General features: G+C 54.7%; 18 protein-coding genes. 11 read left to right on the forward strand and 7 right to left on the reverse strand.

Going from position 1 to position 20,199, the window contains the following annotated elements; genetic code table 11:
* Window positions 1–140: 140 nt before the first annotated feature.
* Window positions 141–1,004: a YjjW family glycine radical enzyme activase gene (locus E1B03_RS04410; protein ID WP_133085746.1), complete on the reverse strand. Its 864-nt coding sequence runs from the start codon at window positions 1,002–1,004 to the stop codon at window positions 141–143.
* A complete protein-coding gene (locus E1B03_RS04415) occupies window positions 976–2,526 on the reverse strand; it encodes a YjjI family glycine radical enzyme (protein ID WP_133085747.1) in 1,551 nt (516 codons plus the stop codon). The genes E1B03_RS04410 and E1B03_RS04415 overlap by 29 nt, the downstream gene beginning before the upstream one ends.
* Before the next feature lie 261 nt (window positions 2,527–2,787).
* Between E1B03_RS04415 and deoC the strand changes: the two genes are divergently transcribed.
* The 4 genes from deoC to deoD all read left to right on the forward strand — a co-directional run bounded on the left by deoC (window position 2,788) and on the right by deoD (window position 7,215).
* Window positions 2,788–3,567 carry a deoxyribose-phosphate aldolase gene (gene deoC, locus E1B03_RS04420; RefSeq protein WP_003019042.1) on the forward strand — a complete coding sequence of 260 codons (780 nt, stop codon included), beginning with the start codon at window positions 2,788–2,790 and terminating at the stop codon, window positions 3,565–3,567.
* 135 nt (window positions 3,568–3,702) lie between these two features.
* The gene (deoA, locus tag E1B03_RS04425) at window positions 3,703–5,025 is read left to right on the forward strand and encodes a thymidine phosphorylase (protein ID WP_043018339.1); all 1,323 of its coding nucleotides are present in this window, start codon (window positions 3,703–3,705) and stop codon (window positions 5,023–5,025) included.
* A 52-nt stretch (window positions 5,026–5,077) separates the two neighbouring features.
* Entirely contained in the window at window positions 5,078–6,301 is a 1,224-nt protein-coding gene (gene deoB / locus E1B03_RS04430; RefSeq protein ID WP_043018340.1) for a phosphopentomutase, read from the forward strand.
* Window positions 6,302–6,495: 194 nt separating this feature from the next.
* Window positions 6,496–7,215, forward strand: a complete 720-nt coding sequence (deoD, locus tag E1B03_RS04435) for a purine-nucleoside phosphorylase (RefSeq protein WP_000224864.1) — start codon at window positions 6,496–6,498, stop codon at window positions 7,213–7,215.
* A 96-nt stretch (window positions 7,216–7,311) separates the two neighbouring features.
* Here the strand turns inward: deoD and lplA are convergent, their stop codons facing one another.
* Window positions 7,312–8,328 carry a lipoate--protein ligase gene (lplA, locus tag E1B03_RS04440; RefSeq protein WP_133085748.1) on the reverse strand — a complete coding sequence of 339 codons (1,017 nt, stop codon included), beginning with the start codon at window positions 8,326–8,328 and terminating at the stop codon, window positions 7,312–7,314.
* Window positions 8,329–8,365: 37 nt separating this feature from the next.
* A complete protein-coding gene (locus tag E1B03_RS04445) occupies window positions 8,366–9,007 on the reverse strand; it encodes a YtjB family periplasmic protein (protein ID WP_003019032.1) in 642 nt (213 codons plus the stop codon).
* A 115-nt stretch (window positions 9,008–9,122) separates the two neighbouring features.
* Here E1B03_RS04445 and serB point away from each other — a divergent pair, with 115 nt between their 5' ends.
* The 3 genes from serB (at window position 9,123) to nadR (ending at window position 12,978) form a co-directional block, all read left to right on the forward strand.
* Window positions 9,123–10,091, forward strand: coding sequence for a phosphoserine phosphatase (gene serB / locus E1B03_RS04455; protein WP_003829946.1), 969 nt, complete (start codon window positions 9,123–9,125; stop codon window positions 10,089–10,091).
* A gap of 81 nt (window positions 10,092–10,172) precedes the next feature.
* Complete coding sequence (radA, locus tag E1B03_RS04460; protein ID WP_003829944.1) at window positions 10,173–11,555, forward strand: DNA repair protein RadA; 1,383 nt, start codon at window positions 10,173–10,175, stop codon at window positions 11,553–11,555.
* A gap of 190 nt (window positions 11,556–11,745) precedes the next feature.
* Entirely contained in the window at window positions 11,746–12,978 is a 1,233-nt protein-coding gene (gene nadR, locus E1B03_RS04465; protein WP_133085749.1) for a multifunctional transcriptional regulator/nicotinamide-nucleotide adenylyltransferase/ribosylnicotinamide kinase NadR, read from the forward strand.
* A 100-nt stretch (window positions 12,979–13,078) separates the two neighbouring features.
* Here nadR and ettA read toward each other — a convergent pair whose 3' ends face one another.
* Complete coding sequence (gene ettA / locus E1B03_RS04470; protein WP_043018346.1) at window positions 13,079–14,746, reverse strand: energy-dependent translational throttle protein EttA; 1,668 nt, start codon at window positions 14,744–14,746, stop codon at window positions 13,079–13,081.
* Between the two features lie 207 nt (window positions 14,747–14,953).
* Here ettA and sltY point away from each other — a divergent pair, with 207 nt between their 5' ends.
* Together sltY and trpR are read left to right on the forward strand one after the other, a co-directional pair.
* Complete coding sequence (gene sltY / locus E1B03_RS04475) at window positions 14,954–16,891, forward strand: murein transglycosylase (protein WP_103768463.1); 1,938 nt, start codon at window positions 14,954–14,956, stop codon at window positions 16,889–16,891.
* A 90-nt stretch (window positions 16,892–16,981) separates the two neighbouring features.
* Window positions 16,982–17,308, forward strand: coding sequence for a trp operon repressor (gene trpR / locus E1B03_RS04480; RefSeq protein WP_087052207.1), 327 nt, complete (start codon window positions 16,982–16,984; stop codon window positions 17,306–17,308).
* Between the two features lie 100 nt (window positions 17,309–17,408).
* Here the strand turns inward: trpR and yjjX are convergent, their stop codons facing one another.
* Window positions 17,409–17,924, reverse strand: a complete 516-nt coding sequence (yjjX, locus tag E1B03_RS04485; protein ID WP_103768462.1) for an inosine/xanthosine triphosphatase — start codon at window positions 17,922–17,924, stop codon at window positions 17,409–17,411.
* A gap of 71 nt (window positions 17,925–17,995) precedes the next feature.
* Here yjjX and gpmB point away from each other — a divergent pair, with 71 nt between their 5' ends.
* Window positions 17,996–18,643 carry a 2,3-diphosphoglycerate-dependent phosphoglycerate mutase GpmB gene (gene gpmB, locus E1B03_RS04490; protein WP_103768461.1) on the forward strand — a complete coding sequence of 216 codons (648 nt, stop codon included), beginning with the start codon at window positions 17,996–17,998 and terminating at the stop codon, window positions 18,641–18,643.
* Here gpmB and robA read toward each other — a convergent pair.
* Window positions 18,640–19,509: an MDR efflux pump AcrAB transcriptional activator RobA gene (gene robA, locus E1B03_RS04495; RefSeq protein ID WP_038637031.1), complete on the reverse strand. Its 870-nt coding sequence runs from the start codon at window positions 19,507–19,509 to the stop codon at window positions 18,640–18,642. The genes gpmB and robA overlap by 4 nt on opposite strands.
* 211 nt (window positions 19,510–19,720) lie before the next feature.
* Between robA and creA the strand changes: the two genes are divergently transcribed.
* Window positions 19,721–20,194 carry a protein CreA gene (gene creA, locus E1B03_RS04500; RefSeq protein WP_003018998.1) on the forward strand — a complete coding sequence of 158 codons (474 nt, stop codon included), beginning with the start codon at window positions 19,721–19,723 and terminating at the stop codon, window positions 20,192–20,194.
* Window positions 20,195–20,199 lie beyond the last annotated feature (5 nt).

Consider the following 20,199-nt stretch of genomic DNA (forward strand, 5'->3'; position numbering starts at 1 on the left):
GCCGTAGGCCTGATAAGCGAAGCGCATCAGGCATATCTCCGCCGGATGGCGGCTGCGCCTGATCCGCCTACAGAAGTGCGCGCCGTAGCGCCGTAGGCCTGATAAGCGAAGCGCATCAGGCATGTCGTCGCATTCGGCAATCACAGGTACAGCGCCGGGAAGAGCAAATTATCCACCCCGCGTTCACGCAACCTTTGCGCCAGTTGTTCGACATCCTGCGGCGTAGCACTCGGCCACGCCTTCGCTTCGCCGTATACCCCGTGCGCATGAAAGGCATTCAGCCGCACTGGCACATTACCTGAACGTTTGATAAACGCCGCCAGCGCATCGATATGCTGTAGATAATCCACCTGACCAGGAATCACCAGCAGGCGCAGCTCCGCTAGTTTTCCCTGCCCGGATAAAAATGTAATGCTCTGTTTAATCAGCGTGTTATCGCGGCCAGTCAGCTGCTGATGGCACGCGCTGTCCCAGGCTTTTAAATCAAGCATCACGCCGTCGCACACCGGTAGCACTTTTTGCCAGCCGGTTTCGCTCAGCATGCCGTTACTGTCTACCATGCAGGTCAGGTGTTGTAGCTGAGGATCGGTTTTGATCGCGCTAAACAGCGCCACGATAAACGGCAACTGGGTGGTTGCTTCGCCGCCGCTGACCGTAATTCCCTCAATAAACAGCACTGCCTTGCGAATATACTCCAGCACCTCCTCAACGCTCATGTTCTGCGCCATCGGTGTGGCCTGCTGGGGGCACATGTGCAGGCAGGTATCGCACTGCTGACATATATCGGACTGCCACCAAACTTTCCCCGCGCTCAGGCTCAGCGCCTCATGCGGGCAATGCAGTACACACTCCCCGCAATCGTTGCAGCGTCCCATCGTCCACGGATTGTGGCAATTCTTACAACGCAGGTTGCATCCTTGCAGAAACAGAGCCAGGCGACTGCCCGGCCCGTCGACGCAGGAGAAAGGAATCAGCCTACTTACTGAAGCGCATCTGCTGTTCATGGCTAATCACGCGAGGTTGTCGTTCCAGAATGCGCGTATTGCGCGCGGCTTCTTCGCCAAGCCAGGTGGTGTTGGTGCGTGAACCTGCGGCGCGATATTTTTCCAGATCCGACAGGCGCACCATATAGCCGGTGACGCGCACCAGATCGTTGCCGCTCACGTTGGCGGTAAATTCGCGCATTCCGGCTTTAAACGCCCCGAGGCACAGTTGCACCAGCGCCTGAGGATTACGCTTGATGGTTTCATCCAGCGTGAGAATGTCGCTGATCCCGGCGTGATAAAACGCGTGATGCGGCGCGACGGTTTGCAGATGGGTGATCGGATCCGGCTCATCGCCGTAGGGCAGACGCGCGCCCGGCGTGGTGCCGATGTCGGAACTGATCCCCGACTGTGCATGCAGCATCGCACGCTGATTCCAGCCATATTTCACCGGGGTGCTTTCTACAAACTCCGCCAGTTGGGCGCTGATGCGATAGCCGAGCTGATTGGCGAACGCATCTTGGCCGTAGCGAGCCTTCTGCCCCGCCTTATCGCACAGCAGATTCACTGCCTCCGCCAGGCCATACATGCCGAACATTGGCACAAAACGTTCGGGATCAATCAACCCTTCCTGAGCGAGGAAGCTATTCTCAAAGAAATGTGATTTTTCATAGAGGAATTCACATCGTGAATCAATGATGGCGATTTGCTGTTGGCAATAGTGCGGTAGGGTGCGCGTAAAGAAGTCATCGACAGAGGTACTGCGCTCTGCGATGGCTTTCAGATTAAGCCTGACCAGCGTGCTTCCGCCCCCGGCGAGCGGTAAAGAGTTGTAACAGCTGACGACGCCATACTGACCTTTTGTGAAAATTTTATCATTTTCAGGTCCGTTGGAAATATGCGGCTTACTGCACTCGCAGATATTTTGCGCCACGTTGAGCAGTAGATCGTCAGGTGTGATTTGCGGATCATAAATGAATGTCAGATTAGGCGAAACCTGCTTTAGCTCTGCATCTGCGCGTAAAATTGCACGCGTGACTGGCGTATCGGCGGGGCCGATATTGGCATGCATAAACGCGTCTGGTAGGGTTCTGTCGAGATAACGCCAGAAACGTTTTATTCGAATATCGATCTCTTCTTGTGTTAGAATTCTAACATACGGTTGCAACAGGACGTCGAGCTGACCGAGATAGACCGGCATCGACGTCACTGACGGAACGTGGTGGTACAGGATGGTGAGTAAGGATAATGCGTCATCAAGATCGCTGGCGCCTTCCAGCTCCAACCACGATGAGCCATTAGCCAAAAAACGCGCATAGTCGGGTAAAACATAGCGCGGTTTGAACGGGGCGTGACCTTCGTACATATCGCAGATCACCCCGTCATCCAGCGCCTGGCGTGCCTGTGCAGGCAGCTGCGGATAAGGCAGCGCGTTTTCAGCCTCCAGCGCCAGAAAATGGCGTTTCTGCTCAGGGCTGAGCACCGGACTGGTCACGATTTGTTGGCAACGCTGTTGCAGCGCGAGTTCGCTTGAAGTGGGCATCGTTGATTCCTTTTTATCCCGAAGGTGTGACGCCATTGTAGAAAGCAACGCCATCGCAACCTTTGATCCGGATGCGCCTGATGCCACCGCATCCCCTCAGGAAAGATGATTTATTTGAAGTGGATCTCATTAGAGTAATGCAAATCTGTATGTGGTTTTCATTAACTGTGATGTATATCGAAGTGTAATAGCGAGCGGATGTTAGAATACTAACAAACTCGCAAGGTGAAATTTTATACGGCGATGCCGTTGGAGAATGTTATGACCGATTTAACAGCAAGCAGCCTGCGTGCACTGAAACTGATGGACCTGACCACTCTGAATGACGACGACACCAATGAAAAAGTGATCGCGCTGTGTCATCAGGCGAAAACCCCGGTTGGCAACACTGCCGCAATCTGTATCTATCCGCGTTTCATCCCTATTGCGCGTAAGACTCTGAAAGAGCAGGGCACACCGGACATCCGTATTGCAACCGTCACCAACTTCCCGCACGGCAACGACGACATCGAGATTGCGCTGGCTGAAACCCGCGCGGCGATTGCCTACGGTGCAGATGAAGTTGACGTGGTGTTCCCTTATCGTGCGCTGATTGCTGGCAACGAGCAGATTGGTTTTGACCTGGTGAAAGCTTGTAAAGACGCCTGTGCAGCGGCAAACGTGCTGCTGAAAGTGATCATCGAAACCGGTGAACTGAAAGAAGAAGCGCTGATTCGCAAAGCCTCTGAAATCTCCATCAAAGCCGGTGCGGATTTCATCAAAACCTCTACCGGTAAAGTGCCGGTTAATGCGACCCCGGAAAGCGCACGCATCATGATGGAAGTGATCCGCGACATGGGCGTTTCTAAAACCGTAGGGTTCAAACCGGCTGGCGGCGTGCGTACTGCAGAAGATGCACAGCAGTTCCTGGCCATTGCTGATGAACTGTTTGGCGCTGACTGGGCCGATTCCCGTCACTACCGTTTTGGCGCATCCAGCCTGTTGGCTAGCCTGCTGAAAGCGCTGGGCCACGGCGACGGTAAGAGCGCTAGCAGCTACTAAGCCTTATATTGCCGGAGCTGTAGCGACGTAGGCTGGATAAGGCGCAGCCGCCATCCGGCATTAAGACGATTGCCGGGTGGCGCGTTGCTTACCCGGCCTACAACGGCCTTCTACTCTTTTCCCCTGGGGGTTACCGTGTTTCTCGCACAAGAAATTATTCGTAAAAAACGTGATGGTCATGCGCTGAGCGATGAAGAAATTCGTTTCTTTATCAATGGTATTCGCGACAACACCATCTCCGAAGGGCAAATCGCCGCCCTGGCGATGACCATTTTCTTCCACGATATGACAATGCCTGAGCGAGTTTCGCTGACCATGGCAATGCGTGATTCAGGAACCGTGCTGGACTGGAAAAGCCTGCAGCTGAACGGCCCGATTGTGGATAAACACTCTACCGGCGGCGTGGGTGACGTAACGTCACTGATGTTAGGCCCGATGGTTGCTGCGTGTGGTGGCTATATTCCGATGATCTCTGGGCGTGGCCTGGGGCACACCGGCGGTACGCTTGATAAACTGGAAGCCATTCCAGGATTTGACATCTTCCCGGACGACGCGCGTTTTCGTGAAATTATTAAAGACGTGGGTGTGGCGATTATTGGGCAAACCAGCTCGCTCGCACCGGCGGATAAACGTTTTTATGCCACCCGCGATATTACCGCGACGGTGGATTCCATCCCGCTGATTACCGGTTCCATTCTGGCGAAAAAGCTGGCCGAAGGTCTGGATGCGCTGGTGATGGATGTGAAAGTGGGCAGCGGCGCCTTTATGCCGACCTACGAGCTTTCTGAAGCCCTTGCCGAAGCGATTGTCGGCGTGGCGAACGGTGCAGGTGTACGTACCACCGCGCTGTTAACTGATATGAACCAGGTGCTGGCTTCCAGCGCAGGTAACGCGGTAGAAGTCCGCGAAGCGGTACAGTTCCTGACCGGGGAATACCGTAATCCACGTCTGTTAGACGTCACCATGGCGCTGTGCGTGGAAATGCTGATCTCCGGCAAGCTGGCGAAAGATGACGCCGAAGCCCGTGCGAAATTGCAGGCGGTGCTGGATAACGGCAAAGCGGCAGAGATTTTTGGGCGCATGGTGGCGGCGCAGAAAGGCCCGACCGATTTCGTCGAAAATTATGCGAAGTACCTGCCGACGGCAATGCTCAGCAAAGCGGTATATGCTGATACCGAAGGCTTTGTCAGCGCTATGGATACCCGTGCGCTGGGAATGGCGGTCGTTTCCATGGGTGGCGGTCGTCGTCAGGCATCGGACACTATCGATTACAGCGTTGGCTTTAGCGACATGGCGCGTTTGGGCGACAGCGTAGACGGACAGCGCCCGCTGGCGGTGATCCACGCCAAAGATGAAGCCAGCTGGCAGGAAGCGGCGAAAGCGGTCAAAGCGGCAATCAGCCTTGACGATAAAGCGCCAGAAATTACACCGACAGTCTATCGTCGTATAACCGAATAACTGTATACTGATCTGATCGCTTTTTTGCGGCGCAAAAGGTACGGAGATTAATATGAAACGTGCATTTATTATGGTGCTGGACTCCTTTGGTATTGGTGCGACTGAAGATGCGGATCGCTTTGGCGACGTAGGCTCAGACACTATGGGACACATTGCAGAAGCCTGTGCGAAAGGTGAAGCTGACAATGGTCGCAAAGGTCCACTGACTCTGCCTAACCTGACCCGCCTGGGCCTGGTGAAAGCTCACGAAGGTTCTACCGGTAAAATTGCTGCTGGCATGGACGGTAACGCGGAAGTGATCGGTGCCTACGCATGGGCGCATGAACTCTCTTCCGGCAAAGATACGCCGTCTGGCCACTGGGAAATCGCGGGTGTTCCGGTTCTGTTTGACTGGGGTTATTTCTCCGATCATGAAAACAGCTTCCCGCAGGAACTGCTGGATAAGCTGGTAAAACGTGCCAACCTGCCGGGCTACCTCGGCAACTGCCACTCTTCCGGTACCGTGATCCTGGATCAATTGGGTGAAGAGCATATGAAAACCGGCAAGCCGATTTTCTATACCTCCGCTGACTCCGTGTTCCAGATTGCCTGCCATGAAGAGACGTTTGGTCTGGATAAACTCTACGAGCTGTGCGAAATCGCACGTGAAGAACTGACCGAAGGTGGTTACAACATCGGCCGTGTTATCGCACGTCCGTTCATCGGTGATAAGGCCGGTAACTTCCAGCGTACCGGTAACCGTCACGACCTGGCCGTTGAGCCGCCAGCACCGACCGTGCTGCAGAAACTGGTCGACGAGAAAGACGGTCACGTGGTTTCCGTCGGTAAAATCGCGGATATCTACGCTAACTGCGGCATCACCAAAAAAGTGAAAGCCACCGGTCTGGACGCGCTGTTCGACGCCACCATCAAAGAGATGAAAGAAGCCGGTGATAAGACTATTGTCTTCACCAACTTCGTTGATTTCGACTCTTCCTGGGGACATCGTCGCGATATCGCCGGTTACGCCGCGGGTCTGGAACTGTTCGACCGCCGCCTGCCTGAGCTGATGGAGCTGGTAGGTGAAGATGACATTCTGATCCTGACCGCCGACCACGGCTGCGACCCGAGCTGGACAGGCACTGACCACACCCGTGAGCACATTCCGGTACTGGTCTACGGCCCGAAAGTGAAACCGGGCTCTTTAGGCCACCGTGAAACCTTCGCGGATATCGGTCAGACGCTGGCGAGTTACTTTGGTACGTCGCCAATGGACTACGGTAAAAACATGCTGTAATACCCGTTGTCTTTCGCGCTGTAGATGCGTTGACTTCATTCGCTCACCCCGGTCACATAGTTAATCTATGCTCCGGGGATTCACGAATTCGTCGCCTTCCTACAACGCGAAATCCTTAGGGTATTTGAATACGTTTTGTAGGCCTGATAAGGCGTAGCCGCCACCAGGCAATAACAACAAGATAAGGATAAAAAATGGCAACTCCACATATTAATGCAGAAATGGGTGATTTCGCTGACGTCGTATTGATGCCGGGCGACCCGCTGCGTGCAAAGCATATTGCTGAAACTTTCCTCGAAGATGTTCGTGAAGTGAACAACGTTCGCGGCATGTTAGGCTTCACCGGTACTTACAAAGGCCGTAAGATCTCCGTAATGGGCCACGGTATGGGCATCCCTTCCTGCTCCATCTACACCAAAGAGCTGATCACCGATTTCGGCGTGAAGAAAATCATTCGCGTCGGCTCCTGCGGCGCTGTGCGTATGGACGTGAAACTGCGTGACGTGGTTATCGGTATGGGTGCCTGCACCGACTCCAAAGTTAACCGTATCCGCTTTAAAGACCATGACTTCGCCGCTATCGCTGACTTCGACATGGTGCGTAACGCCGTTGATGCGGCAAAAGCACTGGGCGTGGACGCACGCGTGGGTAACCTGTTCTCCGCTGACCTGTTCTACTCTCCGGACGGTGAAATGTTCGATGTGATGGAAAAATACGGCGTGCTGGGCGTGGAAATGGAAGCGGCGGGCATCTACGGCGTTGCGGCTGAATTTGGTGCGAAAGCGCTGACCATCTGCACCGTGTCCGACCATATCCGTACTCACGAGCAGACCACTGCTGCTGAACGTCAGACGACCTTCAACGACATGATCAAAATCGCACTGGAATCCGTTCTGCTGGGCGATAAAGAGTAAGACTGTGTTATGCCCGGTGGCGCTGCGCTTACCGGGCCTACAAGGGCTCGCGATCGTAGGCCGGATAAGGCGTAGCCGCCATCCGGCTTTTTTTTATTAACGTACCGCTCCGGCAATCCACGCCGATAATTCTCGTAGTTCTTTCTCCTGCTCAGGGAAATCAACCAGCAGCGCCTCGCACTCCTGTTGCAGCATATCCGCCCGATACAAGCACCCTTGCAGACGACCCGCCAGCGCTTCTAACGGCGCGGGATTAAGGCTGTCGGTAAACACCTGCGTGCGCGTGATATGACCTTTTTCGACGTCGAAATGCAGCTCAACGCCGCCCCAGGTGAAACGCTCGTCCAGCAGGTGCGAGAAAGCAGGCGCCTGACCAAAATTCCACTCCCAACTGCTCTGGCGGGCAAAGGTGTCGGCAAAGTTCGGCAGATCCGGCGTTTTATCCGGCGAAATAATTTCCGCTTCGACACGTTCGCCGTAGTGGGTAAAAAAGGCTTCCGTGATGGCCTGACAGACCTGTTGATGGGTAATGCCCGGCAACAGTTCTGTTAAATTCGCCACCCGCGAGCGAACTGAAGTGATGCCTTTGGCGGCAAGCTTCTTTTTATCGGGATTAAGATAGTTTGCCAGGCGGCTGAGATCGGCATTTAACAGCAGCGTGCCGTGGTGGAATCCGCGATCTTTCGTTTCCCGATAAGCAGAGCCGGACACTTTGCGATCGCCGTCCGGCGTTTTGACTACCAGATCGTTACGCCCGGAGGCATCGGCCTCTACGCCCAGCGCGTTCAGGGCATTGAGAACAATCGCAGTCGAGATGGTTTTGTCGTACTCCGGCTTACCGGCCATAAAGGTAAAGCAGGTATTGCCTAAGTCATGGAATACCGCGCCACCGCCGCTGCTGCGTCGGGCGAGCCGCACGTTGTCTTCCTCCATGCGGCGGGTATTACACTCTTTCCACGGGTTTTGTGCCCGGCCAATCACCACCGTATCGGCGTTACGCCATAAAAACAAAACGCGCTGCGTGGCGGGCATCTGGCGAAAAATGCACTCTTCGACCGCGAGGTTAAACCACGGGTCGTAAGAGTCTGAGATAAGCAGGCGTAGTGATGTCATGGTTGATTTCCCTTCTGTTTTACGGTTTTTACTGCTTTTACTCTATCTTCTCGTTGTCTTCTTCCTGCACCGGTTTGTTGGCGGTGAGAAGGAAAGGAGATTGTTGCCATCGGGTACGCTTGCCTTGCAATAAGGTACGGGTCAGCACCACACCGATTGCCAGTGACAGAAGCAGCATCAGGCGTAAGATGTTGGTGGTGTTATCCACCTGCTTGGCTTCAGTGGCAAGCGTGTGAGTATCCAGCGTCAGGCGCAGATAGCCCAGCGGACCATTTTTTCCCTGAATGGGTTCGACAATCTGCTGGTTAAAATAGCCCCCGGCTTTTTTGCCGTCGAGCGCCAGTCGGTCACGAACGTTAACGCTCTCACCGGTACGGGTAATCAGGTCTCCCTGTTCGTCGTACACCCCTGCGTCCAGAATACGGCTACTCTCCGTCAGCTGCGTGAGCACCGCCTTAATGCGCTTTTCATCCGGCGTTTCGGTACGCATCAATGGGGCGACGTTTAACGCGACCTGGCGAGCCAGCGTGCGGGCCAGCTCTTCGAGCTGCGGATTTCGCTGTTGCTGGTGGCTTTGACTAAACCAGGAGGCCCCCTGCATCAGAGCGACGAGCAGCGCCAGGCAGGACAATACAATCACTGCACGATGAAGTCGGAATTTCAGTTTTGTGCGAGCCATATTCCACCTGCTGAAAATTTGAGACTTAATGTTGCCAGAAGCGCTGGTTACAGGGTAGCCTCATGCGTTATTTTCCCCTGACGATTCCGACCCGAACGATTTTACAGGAGCTTTAATGCCTAACATTACCTGGTGCGATCTACCTGAAGATGTCTCTCTGTGGCCAGGTCTGCCCCTCTCTTTAAGCGGTGATGAAGTGATGCCGCTGGATTACCACGCGGGCCGCAGTGGCTGGCTGCTGTACGGTCGTGGGCTGGATAAACAACGGTTAACGCAATACCAGAGTAAACTGGGCGCGGCGATGGTGATCGTGGCGGCGTGGTGCGTTGAGGATTATCAGGTCATTCGTCTGGCGGGCTCGTTAACGCCGCGCGCGGCAAAACTGGCGCACGACGCCAAACTGGATGTTGCACCGCTGGGTAAAATTCCGCACCTGCGCACGCCGGGTTTACTGGTGATGGACATGGATTCGACGGCCATCCAGATCGAGTGTATTGATGAAATTGCTAAACTGGCCGGAACCGGCGAGATGGTTGCCGAAGTCACGGAACGCGCAATGCGCGGTGAACTGGACTTTACTGCCAGCCTGCGCAGCCGCGTAGCGACGCTGAAGGGCGCTGATGCCAATATTCTGCACCAGGTGCGCGAAACGCTACCGCTGATGCCTGGCCTGACTCAACTGGTGTTAAAACTGGAAACGCTCGGCTGGAAAGTGGCAATCGCCTCCGGCGGCTTTACCTTCTTTGCCGATTATCTGCGTAACAAACTACGCCTGACGGCGGCTGTGGCAAACGAGCTGGAGATCATGGACGGTAAATTCACCGGCAACGTGATCGGCGATATCGTCGATGCGCAGTACAAAGCCAATACGTTAACCCGACTGGCGCAGGAGTATGAGATCCCGATGGCGCAGACGGTAGCGATCGGTGACGGCGCCAACGATCTGCCGATGATCAAAACTGCCGGACTGGGCATTGCGTATCATGCCAAGCCCAAAGTGAATGAAAAGACGGAGATTACTATCCGTCACGCTGACCTGATGGGCGTGTTCTGCATTCTCTCTGGCAGCATGAACCAGAAATAATAAATTACCGGATGGCAAGGTGACGTAGGCCGGATAAGCGCCCGCGCCATCCGGCAAAAGCGCTAACGAAAGAGGTAAAACGTGGCAAAAGCTCCTAAACGCGCCTTTGTTTGTAACGAATGCGGGGCCGATTATCCGCGCTGGCAGGGGCAATGCAGCGCCTGCCAGGCCTGGAACACCATTACCGAGGTACGTCTTGCCGCGTCACCGACGGTGGCGCGTAACGAGCGGCTCAGCGGCTATGCCGGGAATGCGGGCGTCGCAAAAGTGCAGAAGCTGTCTGATATCAGCCTTGAGGAACTGCCGCGTTTTTCCACCGGATTTAAAGAGTTTGACCGCGTGCTGGGCGGCGGGGTGGTGCCCGGCAGCGCCATTCTGATTGGCGGTAACCCCGGCGCGGGGAAATCTACGCTGCTGCTGCAAACGCTGTGCAAACTTGCTGAGCAGATGAAAACCCTGTACGTCACCGGCGAAGAGTCGCTGCAACAGGTGGCGATGCGCGCGCATCGGTTGGGATTGCCGACGGCGAACCTGAACATGCTGTCGGAAACCAGTATCGAACAAATTTGCCTGATTGCCGAAGAAGAACAGCCGAAACTGATGGTGATCGATTCCATTCAGGTGATGCACATGGCGGATATTCAGTCTTCGCCGGGCAGCGTGGCCCAGGTGCGTGAAACGGCGGCTTACCTGACGCGCTTTGCCAAAACGCGCGGTGTGGCGATTGTGATGGTCGGCCACGTCACCAAAGACGGCTCGCTGGCCGGACCGAAGGTGCTGGAGCACTGTATTGACTGCTCGGTGCTGCTCGACGGTGACGCCGATTCCCGCTTCCGTACTCTACGTAGCCATAAAAACCGCTTTGGCGCGGTGAATGAGCTGGGCGTCTTTGCCATGACCGAGCAGGGGCTTCGTGAAGTCAGCAACCCTTCCGCTATCTTCTTAAGCCGTGGCGATGAAGTCACCTCTGGCAGTTCAGTGATGGTGGTCTGGGAAGGCACGCGCCCGCTGCTGGTAGAGATTCAGGCGCTGGTCGATCACTCGATGATGGCGAACCCGCGTCGCGTGGCGGTCGGTCTGGAACAGAACCGTCTGGCGATTCTGCTGGCGGTGTTGCATCGTCACGGCGGCTTGCAGATGGCGGATCAGGACGTGTTCGTCAACGTGGTCGGCGGCGTAAAAGTTACCGAAACCAGTGCCGATCTGGCGCTGCTGCTGGCAATGGTTTCCAGCCTGCGCGACAGGCCGCTGCCGCAGGACTTAGTGGTCTTTGGCGAAGTAGGACTGGCAGGCGAAATCCGTCCGGTACCCAGCGGCCAGGAGCGTATTTCGGAAGCAGCGAAGCACGGCTTTCGTCGGGCAATAGTTCCCGCCGCTAACGTGCCGAAGAAAGTACCGGAAGGGATGCAGGTCTTTGGCGTTAAGAAGCTTGCGGATGCGTTAAGCGTGTTTGACGACCTATAATAAAATGCCCGTCGTCTTTCCGGCGGCAGATTTTGTAGGCCAGATAAGCGAAGCGCCATCAGGCTGCATGTGGTGAAAGTGCCGGATGGCGACGCAATGCGTCTTATCCGGCCTACGGATTGATGTTGTAGGCCTGATAAGCGAAGCGCCATCAGGCAGTGTTACGCGATTTTTCCAGCAGGAGGCTCTTGTGTCATCGTTCGACTATCTCAAAACCGCCATAAAGCAAAAGGGCTGTACCCTGCAACAGGTGGCGGATGCCAGTGGTATGACCAAGGGATACCTAAGCCAACTGTTGAATGCCAAAATCAAAAGTCCCAGCGCGCAGAAGCTGGAGGCGTTGCACCGTTTTCTCGGGCTGGAGTTTCCACGACAGCAGAAAAATATTGGTGTGGTATTCGGTAAGTTTTATCCACTGCATACTGGTCATATCTATCTTATTCAGCGTGCGTGTAGTCAGGTCGATGAACTGCATATCATCATGGGCTATGACGATACGCGCGATCGCAGTCTGTTTGAAGACAGCGCCATGTCACAACAGCCTACGGTGCCCGATCGTCTGCGCTGGCTGCTGCAAACCTTTAAGTATCAGAAAAATATCCGTATTCATGCCTTCAATGAAGAGGGCATGGAGCCGTATCCGCACGGTTGGGACGTGTGGAGCAACGGGATCAAAACGTTTATGCAGGAGAAAGGTATCCAGCCAAACTGGATCTACACCTCTGAAGAGTCGGATGCCCCGCAGTATCTCGAACATCTGGGTATTGAAACCGTGCTGGTGGATCCCAAGCGGACGTTTATGAGCATCAGCGGCGGGCAAATCCGTGAAAACCCGTTTCGCTACTGGGAGTATATTCCGACCGAAGTGAAGCCGTTTTTCGTGCGCACCGTGGCGATCCTCGGCGGCGAGTCGAGCGGCAAATCGACGCTGGTGAACAAGCTTGCCAACATCTTTAACACCACCAGTGCGTGGGAATATGGGCGGGATTACGTTTTCTCCCATTTGGGCGGCGATGAGATGGCGTTGCAGTATTCCGACTACGATAAAATTGCCCTGGGACAAGCGCAATACATTGATTTTGCTGTTAAGTATGCGAATAAAGTGGCGTTCATCGACACCGATTTCGTGACCACTCAGGCCTTCTGCAAAAAGTATGAAGGGCGTGAACACCCGTTTGTGCAGGCATTAATTGACGAGTATCGCTTTGACCTGGTGATCCTGCTGGAAAACAACACCCCGTGGGTGGCGGATGGTTTGCGCAGTCTTGGCAGCTCGGTTGATCGAAAAGCGTTTCAGACGCTGCTGGTCGAGATGCTGCAGGAAAACAATATCAATTTTGTGCACGTTCAGGAGTCCGACTACGACGGTCGATTCCTGCGCTGCGTGGAGTTGGTGAAAGAGCTGATGGGCGAGCAGGGGTAGATTTTAATGCCGGATGGCGCTGTGCTTATCCGGCCTACAAGTCGCACTAACCTCGTAGGCCGGATACGGCGTAACGCCGCCATCCGGCGCTTAACGATAATTACTTAGAAATACGCTTGTACTTAATACGCTTCGGCTCCAGCGCATCCGCGCCCAGCGTGCGTTTCTTGTACTCTTCGTATTCGGTAAAGTTACCTTCGAAGAACTCAACCTTACCTTCATCCTGGTAATCCAGAATGTGGGTGGCGATACGGTCAAGGAACCAACGGTCGTGCGAGATAACCATCGCGCAGCCCGGGAATTCCAGCAGGGCGTTTTCTAGTGCGCGCAGGGTTTCAATATCCAGGTCGTTGGTAGGTTCATCGAGCAGCAGCATGTTGCCGCCAACCTGCAGCAGCTTCGCCAGATGCAGACGACCACGCTCACCGCCGGACAGTTCGCCAACACGTTTGCCCTGATCAACGCCTTTGAAGTTGAAGCGACCCACGTAGGCGCGGCTTGGCATTTCGGTGTTGCCGATACGCATGATATCCAGCCCGCCGGAAACTTCTTCCCATACGGTTTTGCTGTTGTCCATCGCATCACGGAACTGGTCAACGGAGGCCAGTTTGACGGTTTCACCCAGCGTGATGGTGCCGCTGTCAGGCTGTTCCTGACCGGACATCATACGGAACAGGGTAGATTTACCCGCGCCGTTCGGACCGATGATGCCGACAATGGCGCCTTTCGGTACCGAGAAGCTCAGATCGTCAATCAGCACGCGATCGCCGTAGGATTTGCGCAGATTGGTGACTTCAACGACTTTATCGCCCAAACGTGCTCCAGGTGGGATAAACAGTTCGTTGGTTTCGTTACGCTTCTGGTATTCGGTATTGTTCAGCTCTTCAAAGCGCGCCAGACGGGCTTTGCCCTTAGACTGACGGCCTTTAGCGCCCTGACGTACCCACTCCAGCTCTTTCTCAATGGATTTACGGCGAGCCGCTTCCTGAGAGGCTTCCTGGGCCAAACGCTGATCTTTCTGCTCCAGCCAGGAGGAGTAGTTACCTTCCCACGGAATACCTTCGCCGCGGTCAAGCTCCAGAATCCAACCAGCCACGTTGTCGAGGAAGTAACGGTCGTGGGTTATCGCCACCACGGTGCCTTCGAAGTCGTGCAGGAAACGTTCCAGCCACGCGACGGATTCTGCGTCCAGGTGGTTAGTCGGTTCGTCGAGCAGCAGCATGTCTGGTTTTTCCAGCAGCAGGCGGCACAACGCGACGCGGCGGCGTTCACCACCGGAGAGATTCTCAATTTTCGCGTCCCAGTCCGGCAGACGCAGGGCATCAGCGGCACGCTCAAGCTGCACGTTCAGGTTATGACCGTCGTGCGCCTGAATAATCTCTTCAAACTTGCCCTGTTGCGCGGCCAGCTTATCGAAGTCGGCGTCCGGCTCGGCGTACTTCGCGTACACTTCATCCAGGCCTTTCAACGCGTTAACCACTTCGGCAACCGCTTCTTCAACGGATTCGCGAACGGTATGTTCCGGGTTCAGTTTCGGCTCCTGCGGCAGGTAACCGATTTTAATGCCAGGCTGTGGGCGAGCTTCACCTTCGATATCGGTATCAATGCCGGCCATGATACGCAGCAGGGTAGATTTACCCGCGCCGTTCAGACCGAGTACACCGATTTTGGCGCCAGGGAAGAAGCTCAGTGAGATGTTTTTAAGAATATGACGTTTCGGCGGTACGACTTTGCCGACACGATGCATGGTATAAACGAATTGGGCCACGTTGGACTCGCCTCTCATCTATTTTGGTGAAGAGTTATCAAAGGCGAAGTGTAGCCTTTTTCATTGCCCAATCCCAGCCAGCAGATCTCACTCGCAACAAAAGTAAAAAAGTGTCCGTGACGTGGCGCATTCTGCAATGTCTGGTTAGCATGAATGAATTAAGCGGCATGATGCTGCACAGACGTAACATGAGAAGAGGAAGAGCTTGTGGACAAAGCCAAACAATTTACCTGGCACCTGCTGGCGGCCAGCGTATGTCTGCTGACGGTCAGTCAAGTGGCGCGAGCCGATTCCCTGGATGAGCAGCGCAATCGCTATGCGCAAATTAAGCAGGCCTGGGATAACCGACAGATGGATGTCGTAGAGCAGATGATGCCCGGCCTGAAGAACTATCCTCTGTACCCTTATCTGGAATATCGTCAGATTACTGACGATCTGATGAACCAGCCGACCATTACCGTCACCAATTTTGTGCGCGCCAACCCGACGCTGCCTCCGGCGCGTACTCTGCAATCGCGTTTCGTGAATGAACTGGCGCGCCGCGAAGACTGGCGCGGGCTGTTAGCGTTCAGCCCGGAAAAACCGGGCACCACGGAAGCGCAATGTAACTATTACTTTGCGAAATGGAGCACCGGGCAAACCGAAGAAGCCTGGCAGGGGGCGAAAGAACTGTGGTTGACCGGAAAAAGCCAGCCGAACGCCTGTGACAAATTATTCGGCGTATGGCGCGCCTCAGGCACCCAGGATCCGCTGGCGTATCTGGAGCGTATCCGTCTGGCGATGAAAGCCGGGAATACCGGTCTGGTCACGGTGTTGGCTGGACAGATGCCCGCGCAATACCAAACTATCGCTTCGGCGATCATCGCGCTGGCCAACGATCCGAATTCGGTGATGAACTTTGCTCGCACCACCGGTGCTACGGATTTCACCCGGCAGATGGCGGCGGTGGCCTTTGCCAGCGTGGCGCGTCAGGATGTAGAAAACGCCCGCCTGATGATTCCGTCTCTGGTGCAGGCACAGCAGTTGAATGACGAGCAAACCCAGGAACTGCGCGACATTGTCGCCTGGCGTCTGATGGGCAATGATGTCACCGACGAGCAGGCCAAATGGCGTGATGACGCCATTATGCGCTCGAATTCCACCTCGCTTGTGGAGCGCCGCGTGCGCATGGCGCTGGGAACCGGCGATCGTAGTGGCCTGAATACCTGGCTGGCGCGTCTGCCAATGGAAGCAAAAGAGAAAGATGAGTGGCGCTACTGGCAGGCCGATCTGCTGCTGGAGCGCGGACGCGAAGCGGAAGCCAAAGAGATCCTGCATCAACTCATGCAGCAGCGCGGCTTCTATCCGATGGTGGCGGCACAGCGTCTGGGTGAAGAGTACGAGCTGAAAGTAGATAAAGCGCCGGCCAACGTTGACTCAGCGTTGACTCAGGGCCCGGAAATGGCTCGTGTACGCGAGCTGATGTACTGGAACATGGATAATACCGCGCGCAGTGAATGGGCGAATCTGGTCACCAGCCGCACCAAGTCTGAGCAGGCTCAACTGGCACGTTACGCGTTCAATAATCATTGGTGGGATCTGAGCGTGCAGGCGACGATCGCCGGTAAATTGTGGGATCATCTGGAAGAGCGCTTCCCGCTGGCCTACAAGGATCTGTTTACCCGCTACACCAGCGGCAAGGATATTCAGCCAAGCTATGCGATGGCGATAGCGCGTCAGGAAAGCGCCTGGAACCCGAAAGTGAAATCACCGGTCGGCGCCAGCGGGCTGATGCAGATTATGCCGGGCACGGCGACGCATACGGTGAAAATGTTCTCGATCCCAGGTTACAGCAGTCCGAGCCAGCTACTGGATCCTGATACCAATATCAACATTGGTACCAGCTATTTGCAGTATGTGTATCAGCAATTCGGTAATAACCGCATTTTTGCGTCGGCAGCCTATAACGCCGGACCAGGACGCGTTCGCACCTGGCTTGGCAATAGCGCGGGCCGGATCGATGCCGTCGCGTTTGTCGAGAGCATTCCATTCTCAGAGACGCGGGGTTACGTGAAGAACGTGCTGGCTTATGATGCGTACTATCGCTACTTCCTCGGCGATAAACCTGAGTTGATGAACGACGCAGAATGGCAACGTCGTTACTGATCGTGTCGGTTGTGTTATGCTATTGTACTCGTTAAAGAGTACAAAAGGGGGAAGCACGCACGCTTCCCCCCGCAACGATGGCGATAACTTATGACTCAGCAATCACCCTATTCAGCAGAGATGGCAGAACAGCGTCACCAGGAGTGGTTACGTTTTGTCGATCTGCTTAAACACGCCTATGAACAAGACTTACACCTGCCACTGCTCAATTTAATGTTAACGCCGGATGAGCGCGAAGCGTTGGGCACGCGCGTGCGTATCATTGAAGAGTTGCTGCGCGGTGAGATGAGCCAGCGCGAGCTTAAAAACGAGCTTGGGGCGGGGATTGCCACCATTACGCGAGGTTCGAACAGCCTCAAATCCGCCCCGGTGGATTTGCGTCATTGGCTGGAGCTGGTGTTACTCAAAAACGGCTGATTCGTCGTAGGCCGGATAAGGCGAAGCCGCCATCCGGCAACATCGCCGCGAAATGCCTGATGGCGCTGTGCTTATCAGGCCTACAACGTAGCGCAAATCATTACCGATACACGGCGTTATGAAACGGGCTGAGCGCCAGAATTACCGCCTGGTGATAGACGCTTGAGCGCGTCAGCTTGCCTGCGGTAAAGACGCCGATTGCGCCCTCTTTACGGCCAATCTCATCAATACCCGTATAGTCTGACATCACCGGACCGAGCGCTTCACCTTTGCGAACTCTGTCGAGAATGACAGCAGGCAATGGCAGCGTGGCTGAACGGGCTTCGCCGCGCTGGACGCCGTTATCAATCACCACCCAACTGAAGGTGGCGTCATCGTCAATTCCCGCTTCAATAGCGACCCAGAAATCAGCCTGCGGATGCAGGCGGCGCGCGTTATCAACGCGATTTCGTGCGCCAGTGCGCGTTTCCTGGCTTCCGAAAGGTTGTTCCGGCACGCCACTCTCGACGGCGACGGGTTCAATATGGCAGGATCCTTCCCCGAAAATCTCTTCAAATGCCCGCAGAATTGCCTGAATTTTGGCAGGATTGGTGGTCGCAGAGATAACCTTGTGCATAATTAAGCTCAGTTTGAAAATTCATCGCAGAGTCTACTCAAAGTATGACGAGTATATAACGGAAAAAAAGCATGTTACAGGTATACCTTGTTCGCCATGGCGAAACGCAGTGGAACGCCGAGCGACGTATTCAAGGCCAGTCAGACAGCCCACTGACCGCTAAAGGTGAACAGCAAGCCATGCAGGTGGGTGAACGCGCCCGTTCGTTTGGTATTACGCATGTCATCAGTAGCGATTTAGGTCGTACACGACGCACCGCAGAAATCATCGCCCAGGCCTGTGGCTGTGATATCACCTATGACTCCCGTCTGCGTGAGCTGAATATGGGCGTGCTGGAACAACGTCATATCGATACGCTGACGCCGGAGGAAGAGGGCTGGCGTCGCCAGTTGGTGAACGGTACGGTGGATGGTCGTATTCCGCAAGGGGAATCGATGCAGGAGCTGAGCGATCGCGTCAACGCTGCGCTGGCATCCTGTCTGGACCTGCCGCCGGGGAGTCGTCCGCTGCTGGTCAGCCACGGTATCGCGTTGGGTTGTCTGGTGAGTACAATTCTGGGATTACCGGCATGGGCTGAACGTCGCCTGCGTCTGCGCAACTGTTCTATTTCTCGCGTCGATTACCAGGAAAGTTTATGGCTGGCGCCGGGATGGGTGGTTGAAACGGCAGGGGACATCTCGCATCTGGACGCCCCTGCGTTGGATGAACTGCAGCGCTAGCGGCGAATCGGAATCAGGAATTCGCAGCGCAGGTTGATCGGGCGATCTCCCGCTTTGGCATCTTCTGCCGGGTAGTATCGCTCGATATCCTGCCCTTTACGGCGCGTCAGGTTCAGCATCGGCATGCATGTGCCGTAAACCGTCAGGATAAACTCCTGCACGCCGGTCCCCAGCCCTTCATAGGTAAACATCACGTACTCGCCGCCCTGTAACAGGATAGGCTGCGCCGACGGCACATAGCCATTGGCCTGTTCCGGCGTCAGTGCCGTGGTGTAAAACACTTCCTGCTCGTCATCTTTTTCAATACTCGGACGCGTTTCGTTCAGCCCGTACAGCACCGGCGGAATTGAAGGCGCATGGCCAAGGAAATCGCGCCAAAACTGAATACGCATTTCATGACGGAAATCTGAAATCTGTTCCAGCGAGCAGGAATAGCTTTGCGTGGTGCCAAGCAGTTGCGTATCTTCCAGCGTGACAAATTCGTGCGCAGGCATGGCGAATTCACCCAGTCGCATTGGCGGGCGAATACCGAATGCGCTCCATTCCGGGGAACGGCGGTACAGCGCAGGCGTCTGGGAAAACTGTTTCTTAAACGCGCGGGTAAAGGTTTGTTGAGAGTCAAAGCGATACTGCAGTGCAATATCCAAAATTGGGCGCGCAGTCAGGCGCAGCGCCACTGCGGATTTCGATAAACGACGGGCGCGGATGTAGGCGCCAATAGCATGGCCCGTCACGTCCTTAAACATTCTCTGCAGGTGCCACTTGGAATAGCCTGCTTTTGCCGCCACATTGTCAAGCGACAAAGGCTGATCCAGATGACCTTCCAGCCAGATTAATAGGTCGCGAATAATGCCAGCCTGATCCATAAAATATCCTCATCCTTTCAACAACGAGTACCTGACGTCAGGTATGAGGATAATAGCATTTTTTGCTGTTTTAGCATTCAGTGTTTTTTTTGCTCATAAATGCTTTTTTCGGACATATGAAAGCGTGATTATTGTAATCCTGTGATCTGTATACGTTTTATCTTAGAATGTCGAATAATTACACAGAGTAACTTTTAAGAATGGTAACAATATGAAATATAAGAGCTTAGTCATTTCCTCAATTCTGCTGATGTTGGCGCAGGTCGCGCATGCGGAGCAGATTGGATCTGTCGATACGGTGTTCAAAATGTTTGGCCCGGATCATAAAATTGTGGTCGAGGCGTTTGACGATCCTGATGTTACCAATGTGACCTGCTATGTGAGCCGGGCGAAGACCGGCGGCATCAAAGGTGGGCTAGGGCTGGCGGAAGATACCTCCGATGCCGCTATCTCCTGTCAACAGGTGGGACCGGTAGAGCTGAGCGACAGAATCAAGAACGGCAAAGCGCAGGGCGAAGTGGTCTTTAAAAAACGGACCTCTCTGGTGTTTAAATCCTTACAGGTCGTGCGTTTCTACGACGCGAAACGTAATGCGCTGGCCTATCTGGCCTATTCAGATAAAGTGGTCGATGGATCGCCTAAAAACGCCATTAGCGCAGTTCCCATCATGCCGTGGCGGCAATAACAAGG

Origin of the sequence: Citrobacter arsenatis, from assembly GCF_004353845.1 — a bacterium.
GTDB lineage: Bacteria > Pseudomonadota > Gammaproteobacteria > Enterobacterales > Enterobacteriaceae > Citrobacter > Citrobacter arsenatis.